Raw genomic sequence first — 24,199 nt, forward strand, 5'->3', positions numbered from 1 at the left:
CGCATCCGATTAGATTAATATGGTAAGGTGACAATGACCATCAATGGGAAGATAATTGTCAGGTATAACAAGGAATAAAGGAACATCCATGTTGCCCATTTGATATCGTTCTTCATTTTAAAACCTGCGAGTGCGAGTACTAACCAGCCTGCGGTCAGCAATCCGCTCACTATCATGAAAATGGCTCCTAAAGAAGCTAGATAGATTGGTAATGGCAAGAGACACGCCACATAGACAACCATCTGACGCTTGGTAATTCCGAAGCCATGTACAACAGGTAGCATCGGAATATTAGCTGCCTTGTATTCTTCCTTTTTCTTCATAGCCAAAGCCAGGAAGTGTGGAGGCTGCCAAATGAACATGATCAAAAACAGGATAAGAGCTTCTAAGCGAAGACCAGGTTCAATAGCTGCCCAGCCAATGAGCGGAGGAACCGCTCCTGAGAAACTTCCGATCACCGTGTTGATCGTATACCTTCGTTTTGACCACATCGTGTAAAGGAATACATATACAAACCATCCGAAGGCACCAAGAAGTGCTGCTTCGATAGTGGTAAATAACAATAGGATAAAACCAATAGCGGAAACTACGATTCCCATTGTCTTAATGTGCGACAGTGAGATAGAACCAGTTACCGTAGGACGTGTTTTCGTCCGGGTCATAATTGGATCGATATCCCGATCATACCAGTTATTGAGGATACAACCGCCCGCTATGATTGCAGCCGACCCGACCATCGTAAACAAAAATGTCGGCCATTGAGCTAAGAAGGATGACCCGGTAAAGTGGATGGCCAACCAAAATCCAGCGAATGTCGTAATCAAATTGGAATTGATGATTCCGATTTTGATCAGACTCATGATATCAGCCCAAAGTGATGATTTGCTGACAGTCGAATTGTTAATGACCTGTGACGATGCAGCTTCGACTGTTCTTGTATTATTCATCAGTTTATCTTCCTCCTTCTACCTCCCTCATAAAACAATTGTTCGACATTTATGGAAGCTGTGTTTTTTTCGGGTGGTGGATCAAAAAGGTCTATACAGGCAATAAAGCCTTTACATAGCCCGTGGGGCATCAACGCCATTGTATCATGGAATTTATTTTCAATCTATTTAATCACACTTTTTTATATGAAATGTGACAAATTTGTGAAAATACCCTCCATAATAAAATAAAAGGCAGATAAGCCTTTCTCATCTTCTGCCTAATTTTGCTGAAAATGCCTATGCAATAAGGGTTTTGCGAATTTATTACAATAATTATCCCCTATATATTTCTAGCAAACAACAGCTTCATTTGCAAGTGTTTTTTACATTTCAATGCTGTTAATACTACAAATTAAACGAAATTGTAACAACCATGTTTCTTCTTTTTTACTGGCTGCCTTATTTCCATAATTGAGGCTGGCCATTATATACGTAGCGGCCAGCCCTTATTGTTACCAATTATTCGAATTCAATTAGTAAATCCCCAACGTGGATTGCTTCATTGTTTTTGACGTAAATATCTTTGATTTGTCCAGCGAATGGGGCCTGGACAGTCGTTTCCATCTTCATCGCCTCTGTAATCATCAAGTGGTCGCCTTTTTCAACCTTCTCCCCTTTTTCAGAAAGCACTTTGATGACCGTACCAGGCATGCTCGCTCCGATATGCTTTTCATTGGTTTTATCAGCTTTCGGGCGTTCCTGGATTGTTGACTTGATGCTGTTGTCTTTGACAACCACTTCACGCGGCTGACCATTCAATTCAAAGTAGACGGTCCGTGTTCCATCTGCCTGAGCTTCACCGATGGATACAAGCTTCACAATCAATGTCTTCCCCTGCTCGATTTCCACCTCGATTTCTTCTCCCAGACGCATGCCATAGAAGAATGTTGGCGTATCAAGCACAGACATGTCACCGTATTGCTCATAGAAACGATGATGATCCATGAAAACCTTAGGATAAAGCGCATAGGTGATCATATCGAAGCTGGTGACTTGACGATCGAGTGAGTGGAACAACGTATCGCGCAATTCCTTGAAATCTACTGGAGGCAATAATTCACCAGGACGTACCTCAATCGGTTTTTTGCCTTTCAGTACGATACGCTGAAGTTCAGAAGGAAAACCTTGATATGGCTGCCCTAGATACCCCTCAAAGAACTCGACGACTGAGTCAGGGAATGCCAGTGAATCCCCCTGGTCGTACACATCATCTTCAGTCAAATCATTTTGTACCATGAAGAGCGCCATATCTCCGACAACCTTGGAGGAAGGTGTTACTTTTACAATGTCTCCAAACATGTCATTGACCTTTCGATACATCTTCTTGACTTCATCCCAGCGGTCGCCAAGTCCAACTGCTTTCGCCTGCTGCTGCAGGTTACTGTATTGGCCGCCTGGCATTTCATGCTCATATACTTCTGTATGCGGAGCCATCATGCCGCTTTCGAAATCGAAATAATATTTTCGGATGTCTTCCCAGTAATGACCTAACTCCTCGTATGCTTTAATATCGACATTCGGCTTACGATCATTGCCTTCCAGTGCATAATATAGACTGTTTGCACTTGGCTGGGAGGTCAGGCCTGCCATTGCACCAGTTGCCACATCTACAACATCCACTCCAGCTTCCACAGCACGGGCGTAGGTGAAAATACCATTGCCGCTCGTGTCATGTGTATGAAGGTGAATCGGTATATCGATCGAATCTTTCAGGCTTGAAACAAGCTGATATGCAGCTTCCGGTTTCAACAGCCCTGCCATATCTTTGATTCCCAGGATATGAGCTCCGGCACTTTGTAATTCCTTCGCCATACGGACGTAATAATCCAAATCATATTTCGGGCGGGATGAATCCAAAATATCCCCAGTGTAACAAAGAGCCGCTTCCGCAACTTTTTCATTTTCACGGACGGAATCGATCGCAAGTTTCATTCCATCGATCCAGTTGAGACTGTCAAAGATCCGGAAGACATCGATGCCTGCTGTCGCACTCTTTTCAACGAACTCACGGATCAGGTTATCCGGATAATTTTTATAACCGACTGCGTTGCTGGCACGCAAAAGCATCTGGAACAATACGTTCGGCATCTTTTCCCGGAGTTTCAACAAACGTTGCCATGGGTCTTCCTTCAAGAAACGGGATGCTACATCAAATGTAGCTCCGCCCCACATCTCTACAGAAAACAAGTCAGGCAATAGACGTGCGGTCGGTTCTGCAATCATATCCAAATCCTTGGTACGTACCCTTGTAGCCAATAACGACTGGTGGGCATCCCGGAACGTCGTATCTGTAAGCAGTACTTCGTTTCGATCTTTCAGCCATTTCGCCAATCCTTCCGGTCCCTGCTGATCCAAAATCTGTTTGGTTCCTTCAGGTACTGGCTCTGAATGTCTGACTTTTGGAATCCTCGGCTTATCAAATACTGGCTTCTTTTTATTTTCCATTCCTTCAAAACCGTTGACGGTTCTGTCCGCGATATAATTAAGCATTTTCGTACCACGGTCTTTCCGCTTCGGAAACACGAACAATTCAGGGGAACGATCGATGAATGTCGTATCATACTCTCCCGATAAGAACTGGTTATGCTGGATGACATTCTCTAAGAATGGGATATTTGTTTTGATACCCCTTATTCGGAATTCTCTCAAGTTCCGGACCATCTTGTTAGCTGCCTGATCAAAGGTCAACGCCCAGGTCGACACTTTGACAAGCAAAGAGTCATAGTAAGGAGAAATGACAGCACCCTGGAATCCGTTCCCAGCATCCAGCCGGACACCGAAACCGCCTCCGGAGCGGTAAGCCATGATTTTACCTGTATCCGGCATGAAATTATTTAATGGATCCTCTGTAGTTACACGAGACTGGATGGCATATCCATGGGTGCGGATTTCTGATTGTTCAGGAATACCTACGTAGTCATCATGCAGCGAATAACCTTCTGCTATTTTGAGCTGGGTTTGTACAATATCTACACCGGTAATCAATTCCGTAATGGTATGCTCTACCTGAACCCGTGGATTAACTTCGATAAAGAAGTATTCATTATCTGTTACAAGAAATTCAACAGTCCCTGCGTTGATATAGTCAACGTTCTTCATCAATTTCACTGCAGCATCACAGATTTCTTCCCGTAACTGATCAGTCAATGAAACACTGGGCGCTACTTCAACCACTTTTTGGTGACGGCGCTGAACTGAACAGTCCCGTTCATATAAATGGATGATGTTTTTATCGACATCTCCCAAAATTTGAACTTCGATATGCTTCGGTTCTTCTATCAACCGCTCGACATAGACATCATCATTGCCGAAAGCAGCTTTTGCTTCTGATTTGGCACGGTCATAGGCTTCGTGCACATTGTCAGCATTACGGACGATCCGCATACCGCGGCCGCCGCCTCCTAACGCTGCTTTAATAATGATCGGATAGCCGTGCTTCTCCCCGAACTCTTTTACTTCATCAAAGCTTGAAACCGGGCCGTCGCTCCCCGGAATGACAGGAATTCCAGCTCGTACCGCCTGCTCACGGGCTTTGACTTTATCCCCGAACATATTCAAATGCTCACTGCTGGGTCCGATGAATATGATGCCTTCTTCCTCACAACGGCGTGCAAAATGAATGTTCTCTGATAAAAATCCATACCCAGGGTGAATAGCATCAACCCCGACACTTTTTGCTATTTCAATAATCCCTTCAATGTCTAAATACGCATCAATCGGCTTTTTACCCTCACCGACAAGATATGCTTCATCCGCTTTGTAACGGTGGAATGCACCGGTATCTTCTTTCGAATAAACAGCCACGGTACGAATGTTCAATTCCGTACAGGCACGAAAAACCCGAATAGCGATTTCACCGCGATTAGCTACTAAAACTTTGTTAATTTTCTTTGTTTCAGTCATGATCTCACTCCTTGTCGTTCTAGTTGATTGCTGGTATTTTGATTACTATTATTGACTGGCAATGGCTGCCGGTCTTTTGTTGCCTGCTCTTCTTTCACCCGGACCGTAAGTGCGACGTTATTTAAAATTCCGACAGACATCATCATAATTAATAAGGAGGAACCGCCATAGCTGATGAATGGTAATGGAACACCTGTAATCGGAAGCATTCCTGACATGGCTCCCAGATTGATGAAAGCCTGGATGCCAATCATTGCGGAAATACCGAGGGCCAATAAGGCGCCAAAAGTATCTTTGCAACGTCTGGATATGTATAACCCCCGTAATACTAACGCTCCCATCATCCCAACGACAATGAGCACCCCTATGAATCCAAGTTCCTCAGCGATGACAGCCATGATGAAGTCGGTATGAGGCTCAGGCAGATACCCGAGCTTCTGGACGCCCTGTCCCAGCCCTTCTCCCAACAGACCGCCAGTTCCAATGGCCACATAGGATTGGATCAGGTGATAACCATCTCCATCTGGTGTTTCAAATGGGTTGAAAGCTCCGGAGAAACGAGATAATCGTTCGTCGGTCACCATCTGAGGTGCAGCCACTAAAACAAATGCAAGCGTTACACCAATCAACAATCCGATGTGCTTCCCTTTGATCCCAGAACTTGCGATGACTGTACTTGCAATCAAACCGATGATAGCTGCAGTTCCGAGGTCAGGCTGTAACACAATCATCCCCAGTATCAAGCTGGTCAGAATCAACGGCGGGATGACCGCACGTCCAAATTCATTGATATATTGTTGTTTTTTAGCATAGACCGATGAGAGATAAATAATTAATCCGATTTTTACGAATTCTGCCGGCTGAAAACTCATCACTTTCAAATCATACCAGGAAACAGCATTGTTCACATTTTTCCCAAAAACGAACAGCCCCGCAAGCATCATGACCATCAATAAGACGATGAACTTTGTCATACGTTGCAGATGACGATATGGGAAGATAGTAAAAAATAATAACAGTCCGATCCCTAACGTGCCCCACATGATCTGTTTTTTCAAGAAATGAAAACTGGAGGTTTCCAGCACTACCGGGGCATAGACCATGCTGGCACTGTAAATCATTACAGCACCAAAGCCCGTCAAAAGAATTGGTATGATAAATAAAGTAAAGTCGATATTTTTCAATTTATGTCGCATCACGTTTCATCCCTCTATAATATTTTACTAGATTTGTCGTTAAAATCCTTCTTTACACCATAAGTATTTTTGCTTTCGTTATGTCACGGTGACTATGGATGATATAAAAAAACCCAAATTACAACATTAGCTGTCGCAATTTGAGCTTATATATCAAGATTTCTGTGCAGCTTCATGCAATACATTCAACTGTTGTTCCAAGTTATCAAGCAAGGCCTTTCCTTCTTCCTCGGTAACTAGATCAAGACGAACCGCGAAATCGATTTCACGGGACAATCCGAACATTTGTGTATCTAAAACTTCTTCATATAATGGACACTGTGGCATGGTCAAATTATCCATTTGAACCTTGATTAATTTTAAGATCTTATCTGCATCAGCCTTGAGAAGGGCATAGGCTTTTTCGCGATGATCCACAGCCAGATCAGATAACATCAACATCCCCTCCAATACCAGACTTCTATTTATTATATTATCGTCTGTCCCGGCAAATTGCAACATAAGATATATGTCAACCTTCTAAATTAATAATGTTTAATGGTATTTCATATTAGAAAATCGATAAATCATAGCGGTTGGCGAGGAGTTCCAAAAGTTTTAGACCGACTACACTGTTACCTTTTTCATCAAGGGCTGCTCCGTACACGGCGATGCCTCCATATCCATTGACTGCGCCAACTACTGCCCCAGATACCCCACTCTTTGCAGGTATACCTACGCGTATGGCAAACGAACCGGATGCATCATACATGCCACAAGTGACCATGAAGGTTTTGCAAATACGCGCTAAATGCCTCGGAAGAATCTGCCTGCCGGAATCCAGATCCTTTCCCTCGTTAGCAAATATAGCCCCTATTCGTGCCAGGTGCTGGATATTGACTTCAATGGCACATTGTTTCGTATAGGCATCCAATGTGTCTTCTACACTGCCTTCGATTACTCCGTGCTGCTTCATGTAATAACTAAGCGACCGGTTCAGGTAAGCGGTTTTGAATTCTGAGTCGGCAACTTCTTCGTTGTAACGGATCGACTGATCATCCGTCATATCATGGATAAAGCTCAGTAGTCTGCCTACTTTTTCATCCGGGGTAATTCCATGGATCATGTTTGTTACAGCCAGGGCTCCGGCATTTATCATCGGATTTAAAGGTTTCGATGGTGCATGCTGCTCCAGGCGATAAATCGAATGGAAAGGATCTCCTGTCGGTTCCATCCCGACTCGGTCAAACACAAATTCTTCCCCATTGTCCATTAACGCTAATGCAAGAGATAGCACCTTGGAAATGCTTTGTAACGTGAAACAGCATTCCAGGTTGCCTGCGCTGATACACTCTCCGTCAAGATCATACACCGCTACAGCTAACTCCTCTGGGTCCTGTTTGGCAAGCGCAGGAATATAGTCAGCTACTTTCCCGTCATGTGCCAGCGGTCTTACGTTATCTAACCAATCTTCCAACGTCTCTTTCGTCAAATTCTTTGCCACTTAAATGACCTCCTTCGGGTGCAATGATTGCATTTTTTTGCTATTCTGAATTATGGTGATTAATTTATTGAAAGGTGGCCCATGCCATGATTGTTCAAATAGCAGGAAATGTAAAATATCCAATCACACTTGATCCGACCGTTTGGATTTTTGATGATCGCAAAGTGACCTATGATGAAGCATTCGGTACAGGCGAAAAAGAACAAGAAGAAGAGGATGAGCTTCAGAAAGCTTCCATGCGGTGGGATCGTGAGATTTACCAACAAAAAATTGATCCGCCAGTTAATAGAAGTATTTCCCGTTTTGAGAGAGAAAAAATCCTAAAAGAGACATATTTAATGGATTTAAAGCCTTTCATCTTAACAAGCGAGCCTGCAAATGACCTCAGCGGCGTGACATTGGAGACCAATGATGGTGATGTGGAAGTAACTGTAGAAAAGATGCAGCAGGCCCTGGCATTATTTTCAGTAGAAGGCCGGCCTTTAAAAGAGGATGGCCCGCTTCATCTATATTGGGAAGACGGCAGTAATAAAGATGAACCGATCAAAGGCGTTAAAAAAATCGTTTTTAAATAAGAAAAGCGCAAGCGCCCTGAAAGACACGACACGCATAAGCAAAACGGCTGGAGGAAGGCGTCCTTACCTTTCGCGAGACGGATTGCTAATGTCGCGAGTGTCTGGGCGCTGAAGCTAGCCAATACCTCGCAGAAATGTATACTTTCTTATCTTTGAACAAAACGCCGTACTTTGTCAGTAGTGACGTTTGACTAAACATTCATCGTATGACCGTGTAAAAAAAGCTGGCTGGGCAGGAATGCTTAACATCCTCCCAGTCAGCTTTTTTGTAACTCTTTACAAATAATCCGCTGCCAGTTGTGCCAGTGCCGAGCGTTCGCCCTTGATCAGCTTCACGTGGCCGCTTAAAGCATGGTGTTTGAACTTTTCAACCACATGCATGAGACCATTATTGTATTCATCCAAATAAGGATGGTCGATTTGCTGGGTATCCCCCAGAAGTACGATCTTACTACCTTCACCAATCCTCGTCAGTATCGTTTTCACTTCATGTCTGGTGAGATTCTGCGCCTCATCAATCAATATCAACTGATCCGGTATGCTTCTCCCACGGATGTAGGTAAGGGCTTCGACCTGAATAGATCCGAGCCCGGACAAAATACCATCCAATTCCCCTGGCTTTTTCACGTTGAAGAGATGTTCCAAATTGTCATAAATCGGCTGAACCCATGGTCTCAATTTCTCATCTTTCTCTCCCGGCAAATATCCGAGGTCTTTACCAAGCGGTACAATCGGCCGCGCAACCAGCATTTTTTTATAAAGCCCGAGATCCTCGATTTGCATCAACCCGGCTGCTAGTGCCAGCAAGGTTTTTCCTGTCCCTGCTTTCCCTGTTAATGTTACCAGAGGTATGTCCCTTCTTAATAACAGTTCGAGCGCCATCACCTGTTGGGCATTCCTGGGCTTTATCCCCCACACATGTTCATTTGAAAATTTGCATGGCTTGAGCACTCCGTTGTGATCGACAATTCCCATCGCTGACTGGGAAGGATTAGCACGGTTTTTGATGATAAAAAATTGATTAGGATAGTACGTGAGCGTCAATTCCTGAATAGCCAGTTGACCTTCCTTATAAAAACGATCCAGTGTTTCCTTACTGGCAGACAATTCTTCGAATCCTGCATATATTTCATCTTTATGAATCGCCCGCTCATTCAGATAATCTTCGGCAGGAATCCCCATAGCGTCCGCTTTTACCCGCATTAACATATCCTTCGACACTAAGATGACCTGTTTTCCATTTTTCTTTTGTTTTTCTTCCTCGTGTAAATTATGGGCCACCGCTAATATCCTGTTATCATTTGTTTTTTCCACAAAAATTTCCTCCATCTTTTGATAAGAGCGATGGTTCAGTTCTATTTTCAATTTTCCCCCATTACGAAGCAGAATCCCTTTGTGCAGTTCACCTTTCCCACGAAGCCTATCGATGATTCGGGATACCTGCCTTGCATTTCGTCCAATTTCTTCCATAATTCTTTTTTTCGTGTCTACTTCTTCTAAAACCACAGCTGGTATGATCACTTCATTATCTTCGAAAGTGTAAATCGCGTTTGGATCCTGCAGCAAAACATTGGTATCCAAGACATAGATTTTTTTCAAAAGGTACGCCTCCTATATTAGGATGAATGGTTCCAAGGGTTCTTAACTCATTTATATGTTTCGATGCATAAGGATAGACGACCTGACAAACGCTAGTAAAAAAAGTAGGTGAACTTACGATGCAAAAACCCATCCTCAACACGTTTTTGTTAATCGCTTTACTAATGATTACTGCCTGTCAGGGAGAGGATCCCGAGACGCTGCAGCAAGAAGGAGAAGGATCCGAACCTTTAATGGTAAAAGATTCTGATCCAATTGAAAAAGAAGATAAAACAAATCAGCAAGCTGCTGAGCATCTCGCTAAATTGGCGACAGAAGTTCCGAATGTCCATGATGCTACGGCAATCGTTCTAGGCCCGTATGTGGTTGTAGGTATTGATGTAGATAAAGAACTGGACCGTTCACGTGTTGGAACCATCAAATACTCTGTCGGTGAATCCTTGAAACACGATCCATTCGGTAAACGGGCGGTAGTTGTTGCCGATGCTGACGGCGCTGAAAGAATCCGGCAGTTGAGCAACAAGCTGCGTGAAGGTCATCCAATCCAGGCAGTAACGGAAGAGTTAAGTGCCATTGTAGGGCGTTACATGCCTGAGATGCCGATCGATGACGACCGTGCAGAAGAACCTGATCAAAATAAAGAGTCTGTTCCAGAGCAAGAAGAACAAAAGCTTGATGAAATTGAAGAAGAACAATCCAATGAACATTTAAACCGAAAAAAGAACAGCTAAATCCTTTTCAGGATTTAGCTGTTTGCTTTTTCAAGTATTTCTCGTTCTTTTTCTGTCAGTTCATTATAATACTGTACTCCAAATTGGGAGCCTTCGGAAACCATTTTCGTGTTTTCGTGATTGTCTTCCTGCGGATTGCCAGCAGCTTCGACCGGCAGATCGCTTCCTTCGGATTTGGAGAAAAGCGACTGTGCTTTTCCTTTCCATTGTCCTCGGCGTTCTTCATCCTTCATCATATAAGCTATAGTGCCGGCGCCTAGTGCACCAACCGTTGAAAAAATCCATCTTTTCTTCAAAGAAATCATCCTTTCTTGGTCTTCTGTAGATACACTTCCCTTATTGAATTTATTTGAAACAGAATTTTATTGGTTATTTTTGTAATGCAGACATGACTTGACGGTCTAATTTGGCAGCTGCCTGCTTATCATAGGTTTTGTCATAATCAGGACCTTTGGAAATTTTCGCCCCATAAAACATGACATCCCTCACCTCTTCAATGTCCACTTCGATTTTGGCCAGTTTCAAGGGGATATCTCCAATCCGCTCTGTCAGAATTCGAGCCTTCCCCTTAATGGAATATGTCGACTCGGCATCTATTAGTGTCAGTACGACGTTTGGTGAGGTAGTGATGTTCCTGACAATAACCGATCGATTATCAACAGCGAACAATAGCGATTGTTTATCTTTCGCATATACCCAGCTGATGGCATTCACCATGGGTGATTGATTTTCTTGACTATAAGTAGACAACAACATAAAAGTTTCCTCTTGCAGCAGTTCATATTGCGTATCATTCAACAGGTGCTCTACTTGGTTTGCCATACGGACTCCTCCTTTTCAAAATACAGGAACTCGGAATTATAATGGAAACGATATGGAAAAATGCGTCATGCCATGGATTATGTTATACTTTTTATATTATAGCTATTACTATTATCTGAGGTGAAACTATGCGTGTCCAATGCGTAATATGCGATGAAATAAACAGCATTGACAGTAATTGTCTGCAAGCGAAGCGGCTAAGAAACCGCCGTCTTACCACCTACATGTGTCCAAGCTGTCATCAACGTATTGGGGAAAAGACGAAAAAAAGACTGGCAACCGGCGATTTTCGCATCTACAAAGAGCGAAAAAGTGAACAATATTTATCTTAACCCAATACGTATTACAAAGAGGCTGACCAGATAATAAAGGTCAGCCTTTTGTTATTTCTTTAGCTGTAGTTTTTGAATTTATGAGGTTCGTCCTTAATTTGGACGAGCATCAATTCAATTAGCTCGACAGGGAAGCGAAGCTTACGCACTTCTTCTGAGGTGTGGCAGGTGACTTGATATAACTCACCTTCACGATTGACCTCGATTTCTTTTACCTGATGATCACTTTGCAGCATCTCATAAAAGAAATCAGCTGTTTCATTTGCAGAAGCATCATCCGGACGATAATCTGCTACGACCTTGATCGTTAACCAATTATATACAGCATCTTGTAATGAGCGCATACGCTTCCCCACTCCTTTTTATGAACTTTCATTTCTCGACTCCCGTTCCTTGTGCAGGCGGATACGATAAATACCCAGTACAATCGCGGAAGCAAGCAAACTTTCAGCGATTGGCAGGTTCAGACCTAAAATTAGAGTTAAAAAGAAAGTACCAATCACCAATACGCCATATACGATCAGGTTCTGCAACAAAGGCAGTTTTCTGGCAAAACCAAGTTTGAAGGTAATAATAGCCAGAGTGACTACTGTTAAATACAATAAAAAGAAGCCGCGGAATAACAAGGCCACTTCATCTTCATTATTCATATTCACTTCTGTACCCAGTCCCTGGAAGAACATATCTGCAATTGGCCACAGATCATTGGGTACGTTCAAAACATTTTCCTCGTTCATGATGTTCCCCCTTGTTCTCTCTTGTCTCCATGATACTAAACAATAAGGAATGGCGCTACAAGAAAATATCAGGATATCATTGTTTATTCGCCCGTTTTCAACAAAGGAAATGTCCGCTATACTGGATAGGTACATATAAAAGAGGTGATTGGAAATGAATAAAATAGACTGGAAAAGGATGTTCGTCGCTTTTTTAGCTATCCTTTGTTTCGTGTTTGTCGGATTTGCATTAGGAATGAGGAGCTTTTGGCTGGCCGGGTTTTTTCTGCTTCTCGGTTTTGCCGTCATGGGGTTTGGTATTGCCGGAAAAAGAAAACGATCGTGACTTCTTCTTTGAAAACTTAAAAATAAAGAAAAGCTCAGAGGCATTGGGGACTCCCCTTAAGGTAGACAGTTTAAAAACAAAACTGTTTATCTTAAGGATCCTTCCGAATTAGCCCTGAGCTTTTTTTCTTGGCTTTGTTAAATCTCAGTGTTGATTTAAAGTTAAGCTCCCTTTACTTGAAGACTCAGCTTCGAGATAGTTGTGTCCGTTACCAAGGTGGAGTTGGGATGGGCTGGGAAACGACTCGCTTTCCTGCGGGGGATCTGGCAAGCTTCCTCGGGCTAAAGCCCTGTGGGATCTCGCCTACCCCCTTTTCCCGCGGGAGTCTCGCCGTTTCCCTGCCCATCCAGCCAATTTAGTAATAAACGGCCCCTTCAAAATAAGAAAAAATGCAGCTGAAACTTTCCTAATTTACATATTTAAAACTGGTATAAAGGCGGCAAAGTCTTCTTTCTATTATCATGGGCGGTTACCACAAGGGTGATTTCGAGTGCTTTTTATGGCAAAGGGCGTAGGGAAACGGTGAGACTCCTGTGGGAGCTGAGTGATAGGTGAGGCCCCGGAAGGCGAAGCCTGAGGAGACTCAGCACACGCCCACGGAAAGCGAATCGTTTCCCGAAGCCCCTAAACTCCAATAATATCTCGAAATCAAGTCTTCAACTTTTCGTCCCTGTTATTGAATAAGCCTTAAAGTAATCCACAACATTCAACCGAGCCTTCAGCTTAAATTTTTAATTCCACATATTCACTGACAATTTCCTGATGGATATCGCGGTGCGAGGTCAAAATAGAATTCTTCTCCAGCATATTGACCGGCTGGCCATTTGCCTGCGTGGTGATACCTCCGACTTCTTCAACGATGACAATCCCCGCTGCGATATCCCACGGCATCAGACTCATCGTCAAATACCCATCGATAATTCCTTCAGCGACGAAGGCGAATTCCAGGGCAGCGGAGCCAAAGGACCGGGTACCTCTTACCTTCTCCACCAATCGATGGATCCCTTCTTCACCTACTCGTTTATTACGGAGCGCCCAAAACGAATTGATAGCAAGAATCGATTTATCTAATTCCTGAGACTCATCAAGTCTTTCTAGAGGCTTACCATTTTTGAACGCGCCTTCGCCCCTGATGGCTGTATAAAGAACATCAGCCATGACATCATATATCAGCCCGATTTCTCCGATGCCATCGTAATATATACCAATAGAAATAGCGAAGTTCCTTTTTTGATGAACGAAATTCATCGTTCCATCGATCGGATCGACAATCCACACGGTACCGTCGAGGGTTTTGATATCATCACCGAAGCCTTCTTCCCCGAATAACTGGTGTTCAGGATAATGGTTGCGTATTTTTTCTACAAAAAACTTTTCTGTCTCCTTATCCAATTCTGTAACGAGATCATTCGGGTTTGATTTCGTTTCAATTTTAAATGGCTGTTCCATCCGCTTTCTGATTTGTTCACCTGCTTCAAGCACCCACGCTTTTGCCTGCTCGAATATTTGCTGTCTTGCTTGTTTTTCCATGACAAGAACCCCTTTTACATAAATACATAGTTGTTGTTTAGTTTCAGCCTAACAAAGTTTGACTGTTTTCACACTCTTTTAACTAGTCAAAGCAATGCTTCCGTTTCATTATATACAAAAAAAGAGCAACTTATCAGCTGCTCTGTTCATGCCATCCATTGGATAAGTTCGGTACGTAACTCATTTAAGCGTTGTTTACTGTTGATTATTTGTTCTTCATCTTCCTCCATCATCGCATCATATAACGTCATCAATTCGTAATCTATCTCCAACCGGATGACGGGGAGTTTTTCTTCAGCTTCACGTCGCCTTAACGCTTCCATTACACGCTTCATTTAGTTTTCCCTCCCTTATATAAACCCTCGTTTGTCTATTTATATGAGCAGTTTGCTTGATCGGTATGTGTTTTTATTACTTTTATTTAACCAAAATTACAGAGTTTCAAACCAAAAGAACGTATTATTTAGAAGATGGATCATACTATGGTAAACTTTCTACTAGCAGAATGTTTAGGAGTTGATGGTTAATGGAGCAATTCAATGGTTTTACAGAGAAAGACTTTGAGGTCTTTAACATTCCTGGTCTGGATGAACGCATGGAGGTACTGAAAGCTCAGGTTTCTCCAAAGCTCGAAGCGATTGCTACAGAACTCGCTCCCGACCTTACCGCGTTGACTGGAGATGAAATGTTCGTACATGTCGCGAAGCATGCAAGGCGTACAAAAAATCCGCCTAATGACACATGGGCCGCTCTCGCCAACAGCAACCGTGGTTATAAGAAACTTCCCCATTTTCAAATTGGCCTATGGGAAACGCATGTGTTCGTCTGGTTTGCCGTCATTTATGAAAGCCCGGTAAAACAGGACTTCGCAAAAGCAATCAAGAAAGAAGACAACCAGATTCGAAAAGAGATACCAGAAGACTTCGTCTGGTCGATTGATCATATGAAACCGGAAGCTATTCCGCAAAAGGATTTGACGGAAGAAAAATTCAGCGAGATGGTCGACCGCCTGGAAAATGTAAAAAAAGCTGAGCTGCTTTGCGGGCTTAACATAGACCGGAACGATCCTATCTTGAAAGATGCTGATAAATTTCTTGCTCGATGCAAAGGCGCATTCGAAACTCTGGAACCCCTTTACCGTATGGCAAAACAAGCCTGATTCCATTTCTCTTCAGAGAGAATCGGGTTAAATAAAAAACTTGTCTTCCTAGAACAAAAGCTCAAGCGCCTTGCTAACCCCCGACAAGCTTAAGACAAGCCTCGCCGTGACGTTTCCTGTCACAGAGAGGATTGAATTAAGACTTCGAGGGGGGTAGGCGCTAGAGCTGGATGACACCCACTACCTGAAAATTTTATAATTTCCTAACCCACAAAAAAAGTCTGCTCCTCGCCATAAGTGGCAAGGGGCAGACTTTTTCAAATTACATACTCACTTTATTTCCGTTTTCCATTTCTTTCGCTTTTTTTACGGTCCGGTAGCAGGAGTAGCCGGATTCTTTCTCGAACTTGCCGCATAATTGTTTTTCTTCACTTTTGGAAGGCACAATCTGCTTGAACCTGGTATAGGCCAGCATCAACTCATCCCGCTTCACACTTTTTTCATACGCCTGTTCTACTAATGAATAAAAATTGACCACATCGATGATTTCTTGTTTCGACCACGTTTCGTCGATTGGATAGGTATAATTCATATTCATGACTCCTTTCGTTCATTTGCTCCACTTGTTCCGGATATCTTCTGCTTCCGTAATCATGCTTGTAAATAAAGCTTGCACGGAAGGCACATCCTTTATTCTGCCTGCAACCTGGCCAGCCCAGGCAAAGCCACTATCTGTTTCGCCTTGATAAATATATCGTTTATTAGCTTCCCCGCTGATAAAAGACTTCAAACCTTCATAGCCCGGGTTACCGGTCTCTAAGTGAAGAATTTCATCGGTCCATTTATTTTTTAGTGCTCTCGCGGGAGCTTTCAATGATTTTTTTATCACGGTGGTACTCATTTCATCTGCTTGCACCAATGCTTGTTTATACTTTTCGTGGGCATGGATACATTCTTTCGTCGCAATGAACCTGGTGCCCATTTCAATTCCTTCCGCTCCAAGGCTTAAAGCAGCCATCAGGCCGCGGCCATCACCAATGCCTCCGGAAGCAATGACAGGAATGTTTACGGCATCGACTACTTGCGGGGTAAGTACGAACGTTCCGATGTCATCCCGGCCGATATGTCCTCCTCCTTCATGCCCTACGACCATGACGGCATCCGCACCGAGTTCTTCCGCTTTCTCTGCCTGTCTTCTGGCGGCGACGAGCACTAATTTTTTTATAGGGCTGCCCTCGACCATCTCAAGTACTGGTTTAGGATTGCCTCCTGTTACAGAAATAACCGGTACTTCTTCCTGGATAGCAGCTTCAACCATATGCTCAAATGGTCTCCCGTGCTGACCAATGGCAAAATTGACCCCAAAAGGTTTATCGGTCATGGTTTTAACACGCCTGATTTCCTTTGTTAGCTGTTCTGGTCCATCCATGCTCATAGCAGTGATCTGACCCAGGCCGCCTGCTTCTGAAACAGCTGCAGCAAGATCGGCGTATGCTAGATGAGCCAAGCCGCCCTGGATAATCGGATATGTAATTCCCAGCAAATCTGTTACTCTTGTTTCCCAATTCATTTTTCCTTCCTCCTTTTTTACATTCTATCATGATAGTTCGATACAGCTTCAACTAATAACCTTACCTGCAAAAATGCTAGCCACAATTGCCCGCATCTGCTATAATTCATATGTTTTATACGATTTCATGAAGAGGTGTAGCGATTGTCTCAACACAAAACTCCATTGTTTTCGGGTTTGTTAGCGCACATGGAAAAGAACCCGATTCAATTTCATATTCCCGGCCATAAAAAAGGAAAAGGAATGGATGAAGAATTCCGTCACTTTATCGGTGACAATGCTCTATCAATCGACCTGATCAATATCGAGCCATTGGATGATCTTCACCATCCGCACGGTATCATTAAAGAAGCCCAGGATCTTGCTGCAGAAGCTTTTGGGGCTGATTATACATTTTTCTCTGTACAAGGAACCAGCGGGGCAATCATGACCATGGTGATGAGTGTCTGCCACCCCGGAGATAAAATTATAGTACCAAGAAATGTCCATAAGTCGGTCACAACTGCTATCATTTTTTCAGGAGCGACTCCGGTATTTATCCACCCCGAGCTGGATGAACAGTTAGGTATTTCTCACGGTATCACCCCAGAAGCGGTCAACAGGGCGCTGGAAGCTCATCCTGACGCTAAAGGTGTACTCGTTATCAATCCTACTTATTTTGGGATTGCTGCTGATTTAAAGAAAATTGTCGAGGTCGCACATAATTATGACGTGCCTGTGTTAGTTGATGAGGCACATGGGGTCCACATTCATTTTCATGATAAACTTCCATTATCGGCCATGCAGGCAGGAGCGGACCTGGCGGCAACAAGTGTTCATAAGCTCGGCGGTTCGATGACACAGAGTTCCGTCTTGAATTTAAAAGAAGGTCTGGTTTCCCATGAACGTGTCCAGGCGGTATTATCGATGCTGACGACGACATCGACCTCCTACCTGTTGCTCGCTTCCCTTGATACTGCCCGGAGACAATTAGCCATAAAAGGAAAAGATATGATTGATACGACGATTGTTCTGGCTGAAAAAACACGCAAGGCAATCAATCAACTTCCAGGCCTATACTGTGTAGGAAAAGAAATTATCGGCAGCGACGCCACCTTCGATTATGACCCTACAAAACTGATTATTTCGGTCAAAGACCTAGGACTGACAGGCTACGATGTGGAAGTTTGGTTGCGACAGCATTACAACATCGAAGTAGAATTATCTGATTTATATAACATTCTCTGTCTTGTAACACCAGGAGATACAATAGAAGAAACTGGTTTGCTGGTTCATGCTTTGAAAGAGTTGGCATCAAGCAGGCCTGTGCTGGAAGGGAATGAAGAGATTCAGGTCAAAGTCCCAGAAATTCCATTGCTTGCTTTATCGCCGAGGGAAGCATTTTATTCGGAGACTGAAGTCGTTGCTCTTGACGAAGGTATCGGCCGGATCAGCGCGGAATCGCTGATGATCTACCCACCAGGCATCCCGATCTTTATTCCAGGTGAAATCATTACAAAAGAAAATGTAGCTTATATACGCGAAAATCTGGAAGCAGGCCTGCCCGTACAGGGACCTGAAGATGAATCGCTTGAAACCATCCGTGTCATTAAAGAACATCGAGCCTTCAAATAAGTACACATAACAAATTAAACCCCACCAGATATTTTGGTGGGGTTCATTATGTCACACTAATTTTATTTTTTCTCTTTCGGATTGCATGACGGACAAGTACTATAAAGTGTAGAAACCTTCTCATCCTCATAATGTTCAATAATTCTCTGGCAATCTTGACATACAATTGTACCCATCTGTACATCCAGCTCCTTTACAAGATTTTTTGTAATCGTTTTCAGGTTATGTTCTTATTTTAATATGACACATTTGAAAAATCAAGCCTAAAAAGTATGTCACATTAATATTTTTCTACCCAATATATTCATCCTGTAAACGAACCGGGAGTATTTTACTCGTAAGAAGCTTCCATTAATTCTGCCGGAGGTACAACTTCGTCAAGAAAGTCTGCTAAATCTACAGCTACGCCCTGGTTAGGAAGCCTGAATTTCTTTTGCAGAAAGTCTAAATCTTTAACATCCGCACTATCGAACAAAGCGGATTGTCCGGTCTGCATGCACACAATTAACGGTTTCCCAAAAAACTGACTGGTATAGATGATGCCAAAATCATACCTTCCTTCCTGTGTGGTAAATCCGACAAACCTGACATTAGACTGTTCCATTTCATCATACAATTTTTCCATATACATAGTTTACCTCCTTTTATTTTTAAGCCTTATCGGCTTTTTTACATCATTAATGCTTTGAACGTGACAAATGTTATTGAGCAGGGAACCATGAAAGTGCTAACATGAAAGTAGAAACTAATGACAGGAGTTGGAAAAATGGGAAAAAGCGCATTCATTCATCTTGTAAAAGAAAGTGTCCAACAGTCGATTTCGTTGAAAGAAGTTCAGGATTTGCTTAACTATTATCAGGAAATAACGTCAAAAACCGGCGAGCAACTGGATTGGAGCTATAGCGGTCATGCTTTTCCTTATTTGGTTACGAAAAAGAAAGATGACAACGGCAACTACCTGCATTTGAAGGGAAAAGACCCTAATTATCAACATTTACTAATTGGAGTAGGAAGTACAATGGGAGCAACAGAAGATGATGAGCAATACTTCATTCAGATCACATTACCTGAAGCTTCAACACATGGAGATAAAAACAAAGGAAATGAGTTGGCTAAATTCTTTGCGAAGAAATTAGAAGGAAAATTACAATTATTCAACGAGCGTATTATGTATTATTATAAACGAAAACTCTCATAAATAGAATAAAAATGCATTAGGTGGTATCCGATTGAACCTTAATACTCAGTGAAAAAGCTCTGGTACAAATCATTTCGAGCTGAAATTTTGCCAAATAGAGGATTAGCTTAAAAGCTAACTTCCTAAATTATAATAAAAATACCATCACGCAAGCTTCTCTGCTTGGTGATGGTATTTTTATTATGGCCGCTTGATCAAAGCTGGATCTAACAATTCATATCCTTTTTCTTTAAGCCCGGTTACAATGTCTTCCAATCCATTTGCTGTCCATTCACGATCATGCATCAGCAGGTTGGCTCCGTCACTCAACAATGGGGTTTCCACCATGATTTTTGCTATTGCTGAGGCGCTCTGATAATCTTTCTCCCAGTCATAGCCATACGTCCAGTTCATCAAAAGCATTCCTTCTTCTTCCGCCAGCTGCTTTGTATACTCGGTGTTTTGACCAAAGGGCGCCCGGAAGAATTCTGGTCTCTCCCCGATGATTTCTTCCACCCGATCATTCAGCCCAACAATTTCTTCATATTGCTGCTCTTTAGTCAGAGAAGGCAAAGAAGAATGACTGTAGGTATGGTTTCCGATAGGGAATCCCAGTTCATGAATCTGCTTTAACTTTTCTTCTTCTTCGGGAGTATCTAAGAAGTGACCATTAACAAAAAATATCGCTGGTGCTCCTAATTCATTCAATGTTTTTGCCATTTCTACACTATATTTATCCGGCGCATCATCAATGGTAAGCAAGGCTACTTTCTCGTTAGCCTGATCATCCATCGGTTGAAAAGCCCAGTTTCCTGATAATTCGTACATAGGCTCGGTTACAACCTCTTCTGCTTCTTTCTCTAAGTCACCTGAATCCTCTGTCTCAGATTCTTTTGCTTCTTCACTTGAACTTTGACTTCCGGCTTCTTTCGACTCCCCCTCTTCTGTCTTTGGAGCTTCTGTTCCTTCTTTTGATTCTGCTTTGACTGTCTCGTCCTGGGACACATTTTCGCTCGTACTGCAGGCACCTAAAACAATAATCATTACTATCGCCAATAAAAATACAAAATATCTTTTCATGAAAAGACCCCCGGATGTTATTTTTTTCTATGTATTTCCAACAATTACATTATATACGATTTATTATAGTTTTTACTATGGTTTCCCGTTAATTTATACTATAATTAGAAATCGTGGCTGGAGCCGACAGAAAATGCAGGGTGATTCAAGATGATGGAACGTCTGTTGCAATTTAAACTTTTTGGAAGCAGGACACTTAAAACCGGTATCTCCGTCTTTATAACCGCACTGATTTGCGGTTATTTTGGTTGGCCGGTTATTTTTGCGGTGATTACAGCGATTGTCACTATTGAACATACCGCGGCAGATTCTATCCGGAAAGCAGCGGTAAGGTTTCCCGCTTCTGCCATTGGAGCGTTAATCGCCACTTCTTTATATGGGGTGTTTGGAAAAGGTGCACTTACTTATGCGCTCGTGGCTATATTGACGATTGCTGTTTGCCATAAACTCAACTTACAGGATGGCATACTGGTCGCTACGATAACCGCAACAGCAATGATTCCTGATTTCCAGGAAAATTACATTGTTTCGTTCTTTATTAGATTGGGTACAACATCTATTGGTATAGTAGTTTCTTCCCTAGTCAATTTTTTCCTGTTGCCGCCAAATTATTTTAGCAATATCCAACGCAATATTGATCGATTATTTTCACAGTCTGCTGACCTGCTGGAGTTGACTTTAAAAAATGTCATTGGAGAAAAACATGAAAAAAGAGCACTTATTAATAAAAAATACCGTGAACTGACACAAAGTATCGAAAGGACCCATCAACTTTCCCATTACCAGCGGGAAGAATGGTCCTATCATAAGCATACGAACATTGATATGCGCGCATTCCAATATACCCAAAAGCGCCTTGATCTATTGCAGCAGATCATCTACCACTTAGGAAACTTGCAGTATATTCAAACGGATAGTGGGGATTTCAATCACAGGGAAAAACATTTACTGGGAAGAATGATTCCGTCATTTGTGGCAATATTAAAAGCACCAAGACATCACATACCTGAAAAGCATTTCCAGCATATCAATGAACTGGATCATGTTTTTTGGGAATGGAAGCATGAACATATCGAACAAGAAACTCGCTACCGGCACCATTTGCCACCTCAAACGGTATTATTATATGAGCTGCTCTGTTTACATGACGTAATAGAAGAACTTAGTCAACTTTCCAACTCAAAGCATGCAGACATTTATTATCGTTATCTTAACGAACAGGAACACGTAAACTGACCGTCGATCAATCACTACAGAATTCATAGAAAGGATGATGAGATTGAAACAAATCACAAAAGTTTTTTACATCTCGGTCGTGATTGCCTTTCTCTTTATCGGATGGGGAATCATACCGGAATCAACATTAGGGACATGGAGCCTGAGTAACGTCACAACAAACATTCAAAGTTTTATAACCGACAAATTTGGATGGTTCTACTTACTTTCTGCAACAGGATTCTTGGCATTTGCTATCTTCTTAATCTTTTCTAGGTACGGAAAAATCAAACTGGGTAAACCTGACGATGAACCGGAATATCCTTACATCACCTGGTTTGCGATGCTATTCAGTGCTGGTATGGGTATTGGGTTAGTTTTCTGGGGTGCTGCGGAACCACTTTCACACTTCCACACCCCACCTACTGCGGAACCTGGCACACAGCAGGCAGCTAGAGAAGCGATGCGCTACAGCTTTTTCCACTGGGGCTTGCACCCATGGGCTATCTACGCCGTAATCGCATTGGCTCTTGCTTATTTCAAGTTCCGTAAAGATGCTCCAGGTGTTTTTAGCGCAGCATTAGTGCCATTGCTTGGTGAAGAACGAATTAAGGGACCAATTGGAACTATAGTCGATTCCATTGCCGTATTCGCAACAATTTTCGGTGTGGCGACTTCTCTTGGTTTCGGAGCCTTGCAAATCTCGAGTGGTCTTGCTTATTTGGTTCCAGGGTTGAATGATAATTTCACCCTTCAGTTATCGATTATAGCCGCTGTTACCGTCTTGTTTATGCTTTCGGCCATGACTGGTTTGAATAAAGGGATTAAATATTTGAGTAATACGAATATCGTATTAGCCCTGTTATTAATGTTCTTCCTGCTATTCGCAGGACCGACTAACTTTATCATGGATTACTTTACAACAACGTTTGGGTCTTACATTTCAAACCTGCCACAAATGAGTTTGCGTATGACTCCATTCTCGGAAGAAAGTAACACCTGGGTTCAGGGCTGGACAATCTTCTATTGGGCCTGGTGGATTTCATGGGGACCATTCGTCGGAACGTTTATCGCTCGTGTATCCCGCGGCCGTACCGTCCGTGAATTCATTCTTGGTGTCCTGCTGGTACCGACCATATTCGGGGCTCTTTGGTTCTCTGTGTTCGGCGGTACAACGATTCACCTTGAATTCTTCCAGGGCATGGATATCCAGTCTGCGGTTTCTGAACTAGGGACAGAAGTTGCCCTATTTGCAATGTTAGAAAATGTCCCGCTTGGCATGGTGATGTCAATCATCGGACTGTTGTTGATCAGTACGTTCTTTATCACATCGGCTGACTCAGCAACCTTCGTACTTGGAATGCAGACGACAGGCGGCAGCTTAAACCCTCGTAACCCGGTTAAGTTTACATGGGGAATTATCCAGTCTGGTGCAGCAGCTGTGCTGCTATGGATGGGTGGCTTAGAATCTCTTCAGACTGCAGCCATCATAGCCGCCTTCCCGTTCACGTTTATTATGATTATGTTATGCTTCTCGTTATTACGAACATTTGCTGAAGAGGATAAAAAAATAGGATTAAAAAAGAAACAATAAGTCATGATTAGAAACCTGCCCTTCATTGGGCAGGTTTTTTAATGACTTTTTATCTCCCCGTCTTACCTTCTATTTCACACTTTTCATTTAAACTTCGACGTTTTTTCACTTCCGTGACATTTCGATAACATTCGATTCATTTCAATCTTTATTTGTTAGAATGAAATCAGCTTCCAAGAAAAGAAAGAGAGTGGTATTCCATTGACTAAAACAGTACTACCAATCGGAATAATTTTCTTGTTATTTACGGGGTGTTTCCCAGAACAGAAAAAAATAGAAGTCATTAGTGCCAAGCCGAGTGGTTATGAAATACAGCTGGTCACTGAAGAAAGAGAACTTGAGACGGAAAAAGCCTACATGGATGCGTTTATTGCGTTTAAAAATCAATACCAGGAACAGCCACTGGAGTTTTTTAAAAGCTCTTCCTCTTTATACAGCATTGAAGACAAAATAACCCAGCTTCCTACCTTATTGATTAGGAAAGAGGGTAAAACTATCGCCAAAATCTCTGGTAAGCGTAATAGTCACGAAATTGTCGATCAATTAAAGAATACGATTAAATAAACATAGAAATCGTTTTAAAATAGCTCCCTTTACATGAAGACTCAGTTTCGAGAGAAACTGTTTC

At 42.6% G+C, this 24,199-nt stretch carries 27 protein-coding genes; 10 read left to right on the forward strand and 17 right to left on the reverse strand.

What is annotated here, in order from left to right:
• Positions 1 to 14 precede the first annotated feature (14 nt).
• From cyoE to glsA, 5 genes are all read right to left on the reverse strand, one after another.
• Positions 15 to 947 (reverse strand): heme o synthase, encoded by a 933-nt coding sequence (gene cyoE, locus ACGTN9_RS16740; RefSeq protein WP_499594843.1) that lies wholly within the window; start codon positions 945 to 947, stop codon positions 15 to 17.
• 501 nt (positions 948 to 1,448) lie between these two features.
• A complete protein-coding gene (pyc, locus tag ACGTN9_RS16745; RefSeq protein WP_499594846.1) occupies positions 1,449 to 4,892 on the reverse strand; it encodes a pyruvate carboxylase in 3,444 nt (1,147 codons plus the stop codon).
• A complete protein-coding gene (ftsW, locus tag ACGTN9_RS16750; RefSeq protein ID WP_499594849.1) occupies positions 4,889 to 6,088 on the reverse strand; it encodes a putative lipid II flippase FtsW in 1,200 nt (399 codons plus the stop codon). Before ftsW ends, pyc begins: the two co-directional genes overlap by 4 nt.
• Positions 6,089 to 6,241: 153 nt before the next feature.
• The gene (locus ACGTN9_RS16755; RefSeq protein ID WP_499594851.1) at positions 6,242 to 6,523 is read right to left on the reverse strand and encodes an Fpa/YlaN family protein; all 282 of its coding nucleotides are present in this window, start codon (positions 6,521 to 6,523) and stop codon (positions 6,242 to 6,244) included.
• 115 nt (positions 6,524 to 6,638) lie between these two features.
• Complete coding sequence (glsA, locus tag ACGTN9_RS16760) at positions 6,639 to 7,571, reverse strand: glutaminase A (RefSeq protein ID WP_499594853.1); 933 nt, start codon at positions 7,569 to 7,571, stop codon at positions 6,639 to 6,641.
• A gap of 86 nt (positions 7,572 to 7,657) precedes the next feature.
• Between glsA and ACGTN9_RS16765 the strand changes: the two genes are divergently transcribed.
• Positions 7,658 to 8,146, forward strand: coding sequence for a hypothetical protein (locus tag ACGTN9_RS16765; RefSeq protein WP_499594855.1), 489 nt, complete (start codon positions 7,658 to 7,660; stop codon positions 8,144 to 8,146).
• A gap of 276 nt (positions 8,147 to 8,422) precedes the next feature.
• On the opposite strand, the gene ACGTN9_RS16770 is transcribed toward ACGTN9_RS16765, so the two are convergent.
• Positions 8,423 to 9,745 carry a PhoH family protein gene (locus ACGTN9_RS16770; protein WP_499594858.1) on the reverse strand — a complete coding sequence of 441 codons (1,323 nt, stop codon included), beginning with the start codon at positions 9,743 to 9,745 and terminating at the stop codon, positions 8,423 to 8,425.
• A 119-nt stretch (positions 9,746 to 9,864) separates the two neighbouring features.
• Here ACGTN9_RS16770 and ACGTN9_RS16775 point away from each other — a divergent pair, with 119 nt between their 5' ends.
• Positions 9,865 to 10,476 carry a YhcN/YlaJ family sporulation lipoprotein gene (locus ACGTN9_RS16775; protein ID WP_499594860.1) on the forward strand — a complete coding sequence of 204 codons (612 nt, stop codon included), beginning with the start codon at positions 9,865 to 9,867 and terminating at the stop codon, positions 10,474 to 10,476.
• Between the two features lie 14 nt (positions 10,477 to 10,490).
• On the opposite strand, the gene ACGTN9_RS16780 is transcribed toward ACGTN9_RS16775, so the two are convergent.
• Positions 10,491 to 10,772 carry a YbyB family protein gene (locus ACGTN9_RS16780; protein WP_499594862.1) on the reverse strand — a complete coding sequence of 94 codons (282 nt, stop codon included), beginning with the start codon at positions 10,770 to 10,772 and terminating at the stop codon, positions 10,491 to 10,493.
• Between the two features lie 73 nt (positions 10,773 to 10,845).
• Entirely contained in the window at positions 10,846 to 11,298 is a 453-nt protein-coding gene (locus ACGTN9_RS16785) for a pyridoxamine 5'-phosphate oxidase family protein (RefSeq protein ID WP_499594865.1), read from the reverse strand.
• A 128-nt stretch (positions 11,299 to 11,426) separates the two neighbouring features.
• Between ACGTN9_RS16785 and ACGTN9_RS16790 the strand changes: the two genes are divergently transcribed.
• Positions 11,427 to 11,630 carry a YlaI family protein gene (locus ACGTN9_RS16790; RefSeq protein ID WP_499594868.1) on the forward strand — a complete coding sequence of 68 codons (204 nt, stop codon included), beginning with the start codon at positions 11,427 to 11,429 and terminating at the stop codon, positions 11,628 to 11,630.
• Between the two features lie 59 nt (positions 11,631 to 11,689).
• On the opposite strand, the gene ACGTN9_RS16795 is transcribed toward ACGTN9_RS16790, so the two are convergent.
• On the reverse strand, positions 11,690 to 11,974 hold the full coding sequence (locus ACGTN9_RS16795) for a hypothetical protein (protein WP_499594871.1): 285 nt from the start codon (positions 11,972 to 11,974) through the stop codon (positions 11,690 to 11,692).
• A gap of 18 nt (positions 11,975 to 11,992) precedes the next feature.
• Positions 11,993 to 12,367 (reverse strand): YlaH-like family protein, encoded by a 375-nt coding sequence (locus ACGTN9_RS16800; RefSeq protein ID WP_499594874.1) that lies wholly within the window; start codon positions 12,365 to 12,367, stop codon positions 11,993 to 11,995.
• A 154-nt stretch (positions 12,368 to 12,521) separates the two neighbouring features.
• Here ACGTN9_RS16800 and ACGTN9_RS16805 point away from each other — a divergent pair, with 154 nt between their 5' ends.
• Positions 12,522 to 12,692 (forward strand): DUF5325 family protein, encoded by a 171-nt coding sequence (locus tag ACGTN9_RS16805; RefSeq protein ID WP_499594877.1) that lies wholly within the window; start codon positions 12,522 to 12,524, stop codon positions 12,690 to 12,692.
• 723 nt (positions 12,693 to 13,415) lie between these two features.
• On the opposite strand, the gene ACGTN9_RS16810 is transcribed toward ACGTN9_RS16805, so the two are convergent.
• Both ACGTN9_RS16810 and ACGTN9_RS16815 read right to left on the reverse strand, forming a co-directional pair.
• Positions 13,416 to 14,222 (reverse strand): inositol monophosphatase family protein, encoded by an 807-nt coding sequence (locus ACGTN9_RS16810; protein WP_499594879.1) that lies wholly within the window; start codon positions 14,220 to 14,222, stop codon positions 13,416 to 13,418.
• A 146-nt stretch (positions 14,223 to 14,368) separates the two neighbouring features.
• Positions 14,369 to 14,557, reverse strand: coding sequence for a YkzI domain-containing protein (locus ACGTN9_RS16815; protein WP_499594882.1), 189 nt, complete (start codon positions 14,555 to 14,557; stop codon positions 14,369 to 14,371).
• A 191-nt stretch (positions 14,558 to 14,748) separates the two neighbouring features.
• Here ACGTN9_RS16815 and ACGTN9_RS16820 point away from each other — a divergent pair, with 191 nt between their 5' ends.
• Positions 14,749 to 15,381 (forward strand): YktB family protein, encoded by a 633-nt coding sequence (locus ACGTN9_RS16820; RefSeq protein ID WP_499594885.1) that lies wholly within the window; start codon positions 14,749 to 14,751, stop codon positions 15,379 to 15,381.
• A 262-nt stretch (positions 15,382 to 15,643) separates the two neighbouring features.
• Here the strand turns inward: ACGTN9_RS16820 and ACGTN9_RS16825 are convergent, their stop codons facing one another.
• Positions 15,644 to 15,913 carry a UPF0223 family protein gene (locus tag ACGTN9_RS16825; RefSeq protein WP_499594887.1) on the reverse strand — a complete coding sequence of 90 codons (270 nt, stop codon included), beginning with the start codon at positions 15,911 to 15,913 and terminating at the stop codon, positions 15,644 to 15,646.
• A gap of 18 nt (positions 15,914 to 15,931) precedes the next feature.
• Positions 15,932 to 16,891, reverse strand: a complete 960-nt coding sequence (locus tag ACGTN9_RS16830; protein ID WP_499594890.1) for an NAD(P)H-dependent flavin oxidoreductase — start codon at positions 16,889 to 16,891, stop codon at positions 15,932 to 15,934.
• Between the two features lie 144 nt (positions 16,892 to 17,035).
• Between ACGTN9_RS16830 and ACGTN9_RS16835 the strand changes: the two genes are divergently transcribed.
• Positions 17,036 to 18,505, forward strand: a complete 1,470-nt coding sequence (locus ACGTN9_RS16835; protein ID WP_499594892.1) for an aminotransferase class I/II-fold pyridoxal phosphate-dependent enzyme — start codon at positions 17,036 to 17,038, stop codon at positions 18,503 to 18,505.
• A 62-nt stretch (positions 18,506 to 18,567) separates the two neighbouring features.
• Here the strand turns inward: ACGTN9_RS16835 and ACGTN9_RS16840 are convergent, their stop codons facing one another.
• Together ACGTN9_RS16840 and ACGTN9_RS16845 are read right to left on the reverse strand one after the other, a co-directional pair.
• Positions 18,568 to 18,681, reverse strand: a complete 114-nt coding sequence (locus ACGTN9_RS16840) for a GapA-binding peptide SR1P (protein WP_084315628.1) — start codon at positions 18,679 to 18,681, stop codon at positions 18,568 to 18,570.
• A 155-nt stretch (positions 18,682 to 18,836) separates the two neighbouring features.
• The gene (locus tag ACGTN9_RS16845; protein WP_499594895.1) at positions 18,837 to 19,136 is read right to left on the reverse strand and encodes a DUF3055 domain-containing protein; all 300 of its coding nucleotides are present in this window, start codon (positions 19,134 to 19,136) and stop codon (positions 18,837 to 18,839) included.
• A 135-nt stretch (positions 19,137 to 19,271) separates the two neighbouring features.
• Between ACGTN9_RS16845 and ACGTN9_RS16850 the strand changes: the two genes are divergently transcribed.
• Positions 19,272 to 19,703 (forward strand): DUF1885 family protein, encoded by a 432-nt coding sequence (locus tag ACGTN9_RS16850; RefSeq protein ID WP_499594898.1) that lies wholly within the window; start codon positions 19,272 to 19,274, stop codon positions 19,701 to 19,703.
• 180 nt (positions 19,704 to 19,883) lie between these two features.
• On the opposite strand, the gene ACGTN9_RS16855 is transcribed toward ACGTN9_RS16850, so the two are convergent.
• Complete coding sequence (locus tag ACGTN9_RS16855) at positions 19,884 to 20,762, reverse strand: polysaccharide deacetylase family protein (RefSeq protein ID WP_499594900.1); 879 nt, start codon at positions 20,760 to 20,762, stop codon at positions 19,884 to 19,886.
• A 150-nt stretch (positions 20,763 to 20,912) separates the two neighbouring features.
• Between ACGTN9_RS16855 and ACGTN9_RS16860 the strand changes: the two genes are divergently transcribed.
• The 3 genes from ACGTN9_RS16860 (at position 20,913) to ACGTN9_RS16870 (ending at position 24,135) form a co-directional block, all read left to right on the forward strand.
• Positions 20,913 to 21,998, forward strand: coding sequence for an FUSC family protein (locus ACGTN9_RS16860; RefSeq protein ID WP_499594903.1), 1,086 nt, complete (start codon positions 20,913 to 20,915; stop codon positions 21,996 to 21,998).
• A gap of 43 nt (positions 21,999 to 22,041) precedes the next feature.
• A complete protein-coding gene (locus ACGTN9_RS16865; protein ID WP_499594906.1) occupies positions 22,042 to 23,571 on the forward strand; it encodes a glycine betaine uptake BCCT transporter in 1,530 nt (509 codons plus the stop codon).
• A gap of 201 nt (positions 23,572 to 23,772) precedes the next feature.
• Entirely contained in the window at positions 23,773 to 24,135 is a 363-nt protein-coding gene (locus tag ACGTN9_RS16870; protein ID WP_499594908.1) for a hypothetical protein, read from the forward strand.
• Positions 24,136 to 24,199: the final 64 nt, after the last annotated feature.

Origin of the sequence: Halobacillus sp. B23F22_5, assembly GCF_043497085.1 — a bacterium.
GTDB lineage: Bacteria > Bacillota > Bacilli > Bacillales > Halobacillaceae > Thalassobacillus.

What these genes read in the sequence shown, in the direction of transcription:
- cyoE (WP_499594843.1), bottom strand. Translation starts at nt 947, where the DNA reads ATGAATAATACAAGAACAGTCGAAGCTGCATCGTCACAGGTCATTAAC.
- pyc (WP_499594846.1), bottom strand. Translation starts at nt 4,892, where the DNA reads ATGACTGAAACAAAGAAAATTAACAAAGTTTTAGTAGCTAATCGCGGT.
- ftsW (WP_499594849.1), bottom strand. Translation starts at nt 6,088, where the DNA reads ATGCGACATAAATTGAAAAATATCGACTTTACTTTATTTATCATACCA.
- ACGTN9_RS16755 (WP_499594851.1), bottom strand. Translation starts at nt 6,523, where the DNA reads ATGTTATCTGATCTGGCTGTGGATCATCGCGAAAAAGCCTATGCCCTT.
- ACGTN9_RS16765 (WP_499594855.1), top strand. Translation starts at nt 7,658, where the DNA reads ATGATTGTTCAAATAGCAGGAAATGTAAAATATCCAATCACACTTGAT.
- ACGTN9_RS16775 (WP_499594860.1), top strand. Translation starts at nt 9,865, where the DNA reads ATGCAAAAACCCATCCTCAACACGTTTTTGTTAATCGCTTTACTAATG.
- ACGTN9_RS16785 (WP_499594865.1), bottom strand. Translation starts at nt 11,298, where the DNA reads ATGGCAAACCAAGTAGAGCACCTGTTGAATGATACGCAATATGAACTG.
- ACGTN9_RS16790 (WP_499594868.1), top strand. Translation starts at nt 11,427, where the DNA reads ATGCGTGTCCAATGCGTAATATGCGATGAAATAAACAGCATTGACAGT.
- ACGTN9_RS16795 (WP_499594871.1), bottom strand. Translation starts at nt 11,974, where the DNA reads ATGCGCTCATTACAAGATGCTGTATATAATTGGTTAACGATCAAGGTC.
- ACGTN9_RS16800 (WP_499594874.1), bottom strand. Translation starts at nt 12,367, where the DNA reads ATGAACGAGGAAAATGTTTTGAACGTACCCAATGATCTGTGGCCAATT.
- ACGTN9_RS16805 (WP_499594877.1), top strand. Translation starts at nt 12,522, where the DNA reads ATGAATAAAATAGACTGGAAAAGGATGTTCGTCGCTTTTTTAGCTATC.
- ACGTN9_RS16810 (WP_499594879.1), bottom strand. Translation starts at nt 14,222, where the DNA reads ATGGAAAAACAAGCAAGACAGCAAATATTCGAGCAGGCAAAAGCGTGG.
- ACGTN9_RS16815 (WP_499594882.1), bottom strand. Translation starts at nt 14,557, where the DNA reads ATGAAGCGTGTAATGGAAGCGTTAAGGCGACGTGAAGCTGAAGAAAAA.
- ACGTN9_RS16820 (WP_499594885.1), top strand. Translation starts at nt 14,749, where the DNA reads ATGGAGCAATTCAATGGTTTTACAGAGAAAGACTTTGAGGTCTTTAAC.
- ACGTN9_RS16825 (WP_499594887.1), bottom strand. Translation starts at nt 15,913, where the DNA reads ATGAATTATACCTATCCAATCGACGAAACGTGGTCGAAACAAGAAATC.
- ACGTN9_RS16830 (WP_499594890.1), bottom strand. Translation starts at nt 16,891, where the DNA reads ATGAATTGGGAAACAAGAGTAACAGATTTGCTGGGAATTACATATCCG.
- ACGTN9_RS16840 (WP_084315628.1), bottom strand. Translation starts at nt 18,681, where the DNA reads ATGGGTACAATTGTATGTCAAGATTGCCAGAGAATTATTGAACATTAT.
- ACGTN9_RS16845 (WP_499594895.1), bottom strand. Translation starts at nt 19,136, where the DNA reads ATGTATATGGAAAAATTGTATGATGAAATGGAACAGTCTAATGTCAGG.
- ACGTN9_RS16850 (WP_499594898.1), top strand. Translation starts at nt 19,272, where the DNA reads ATGGGAAAAAGCGCATTCATTCATCTTGTAAAAGAAAGTGTCCAACAG.
- ACGTN9_RS16855 (WP_499594900.1), bottom strand. Translation starts at nt 20,762, where the DNA reads ATGAAAAGATATTTTGTATTTTTATTGGCGATAGTAATGATTATTGTT.
- ACGTN9_RS16860 (WP_499594903.1), top strand. Translation starts at nt 20,913, where the DNA reads ATGATGGAACGTCTGTTGCAATTTAAACTTTTTGGAAGCAGGACACTT.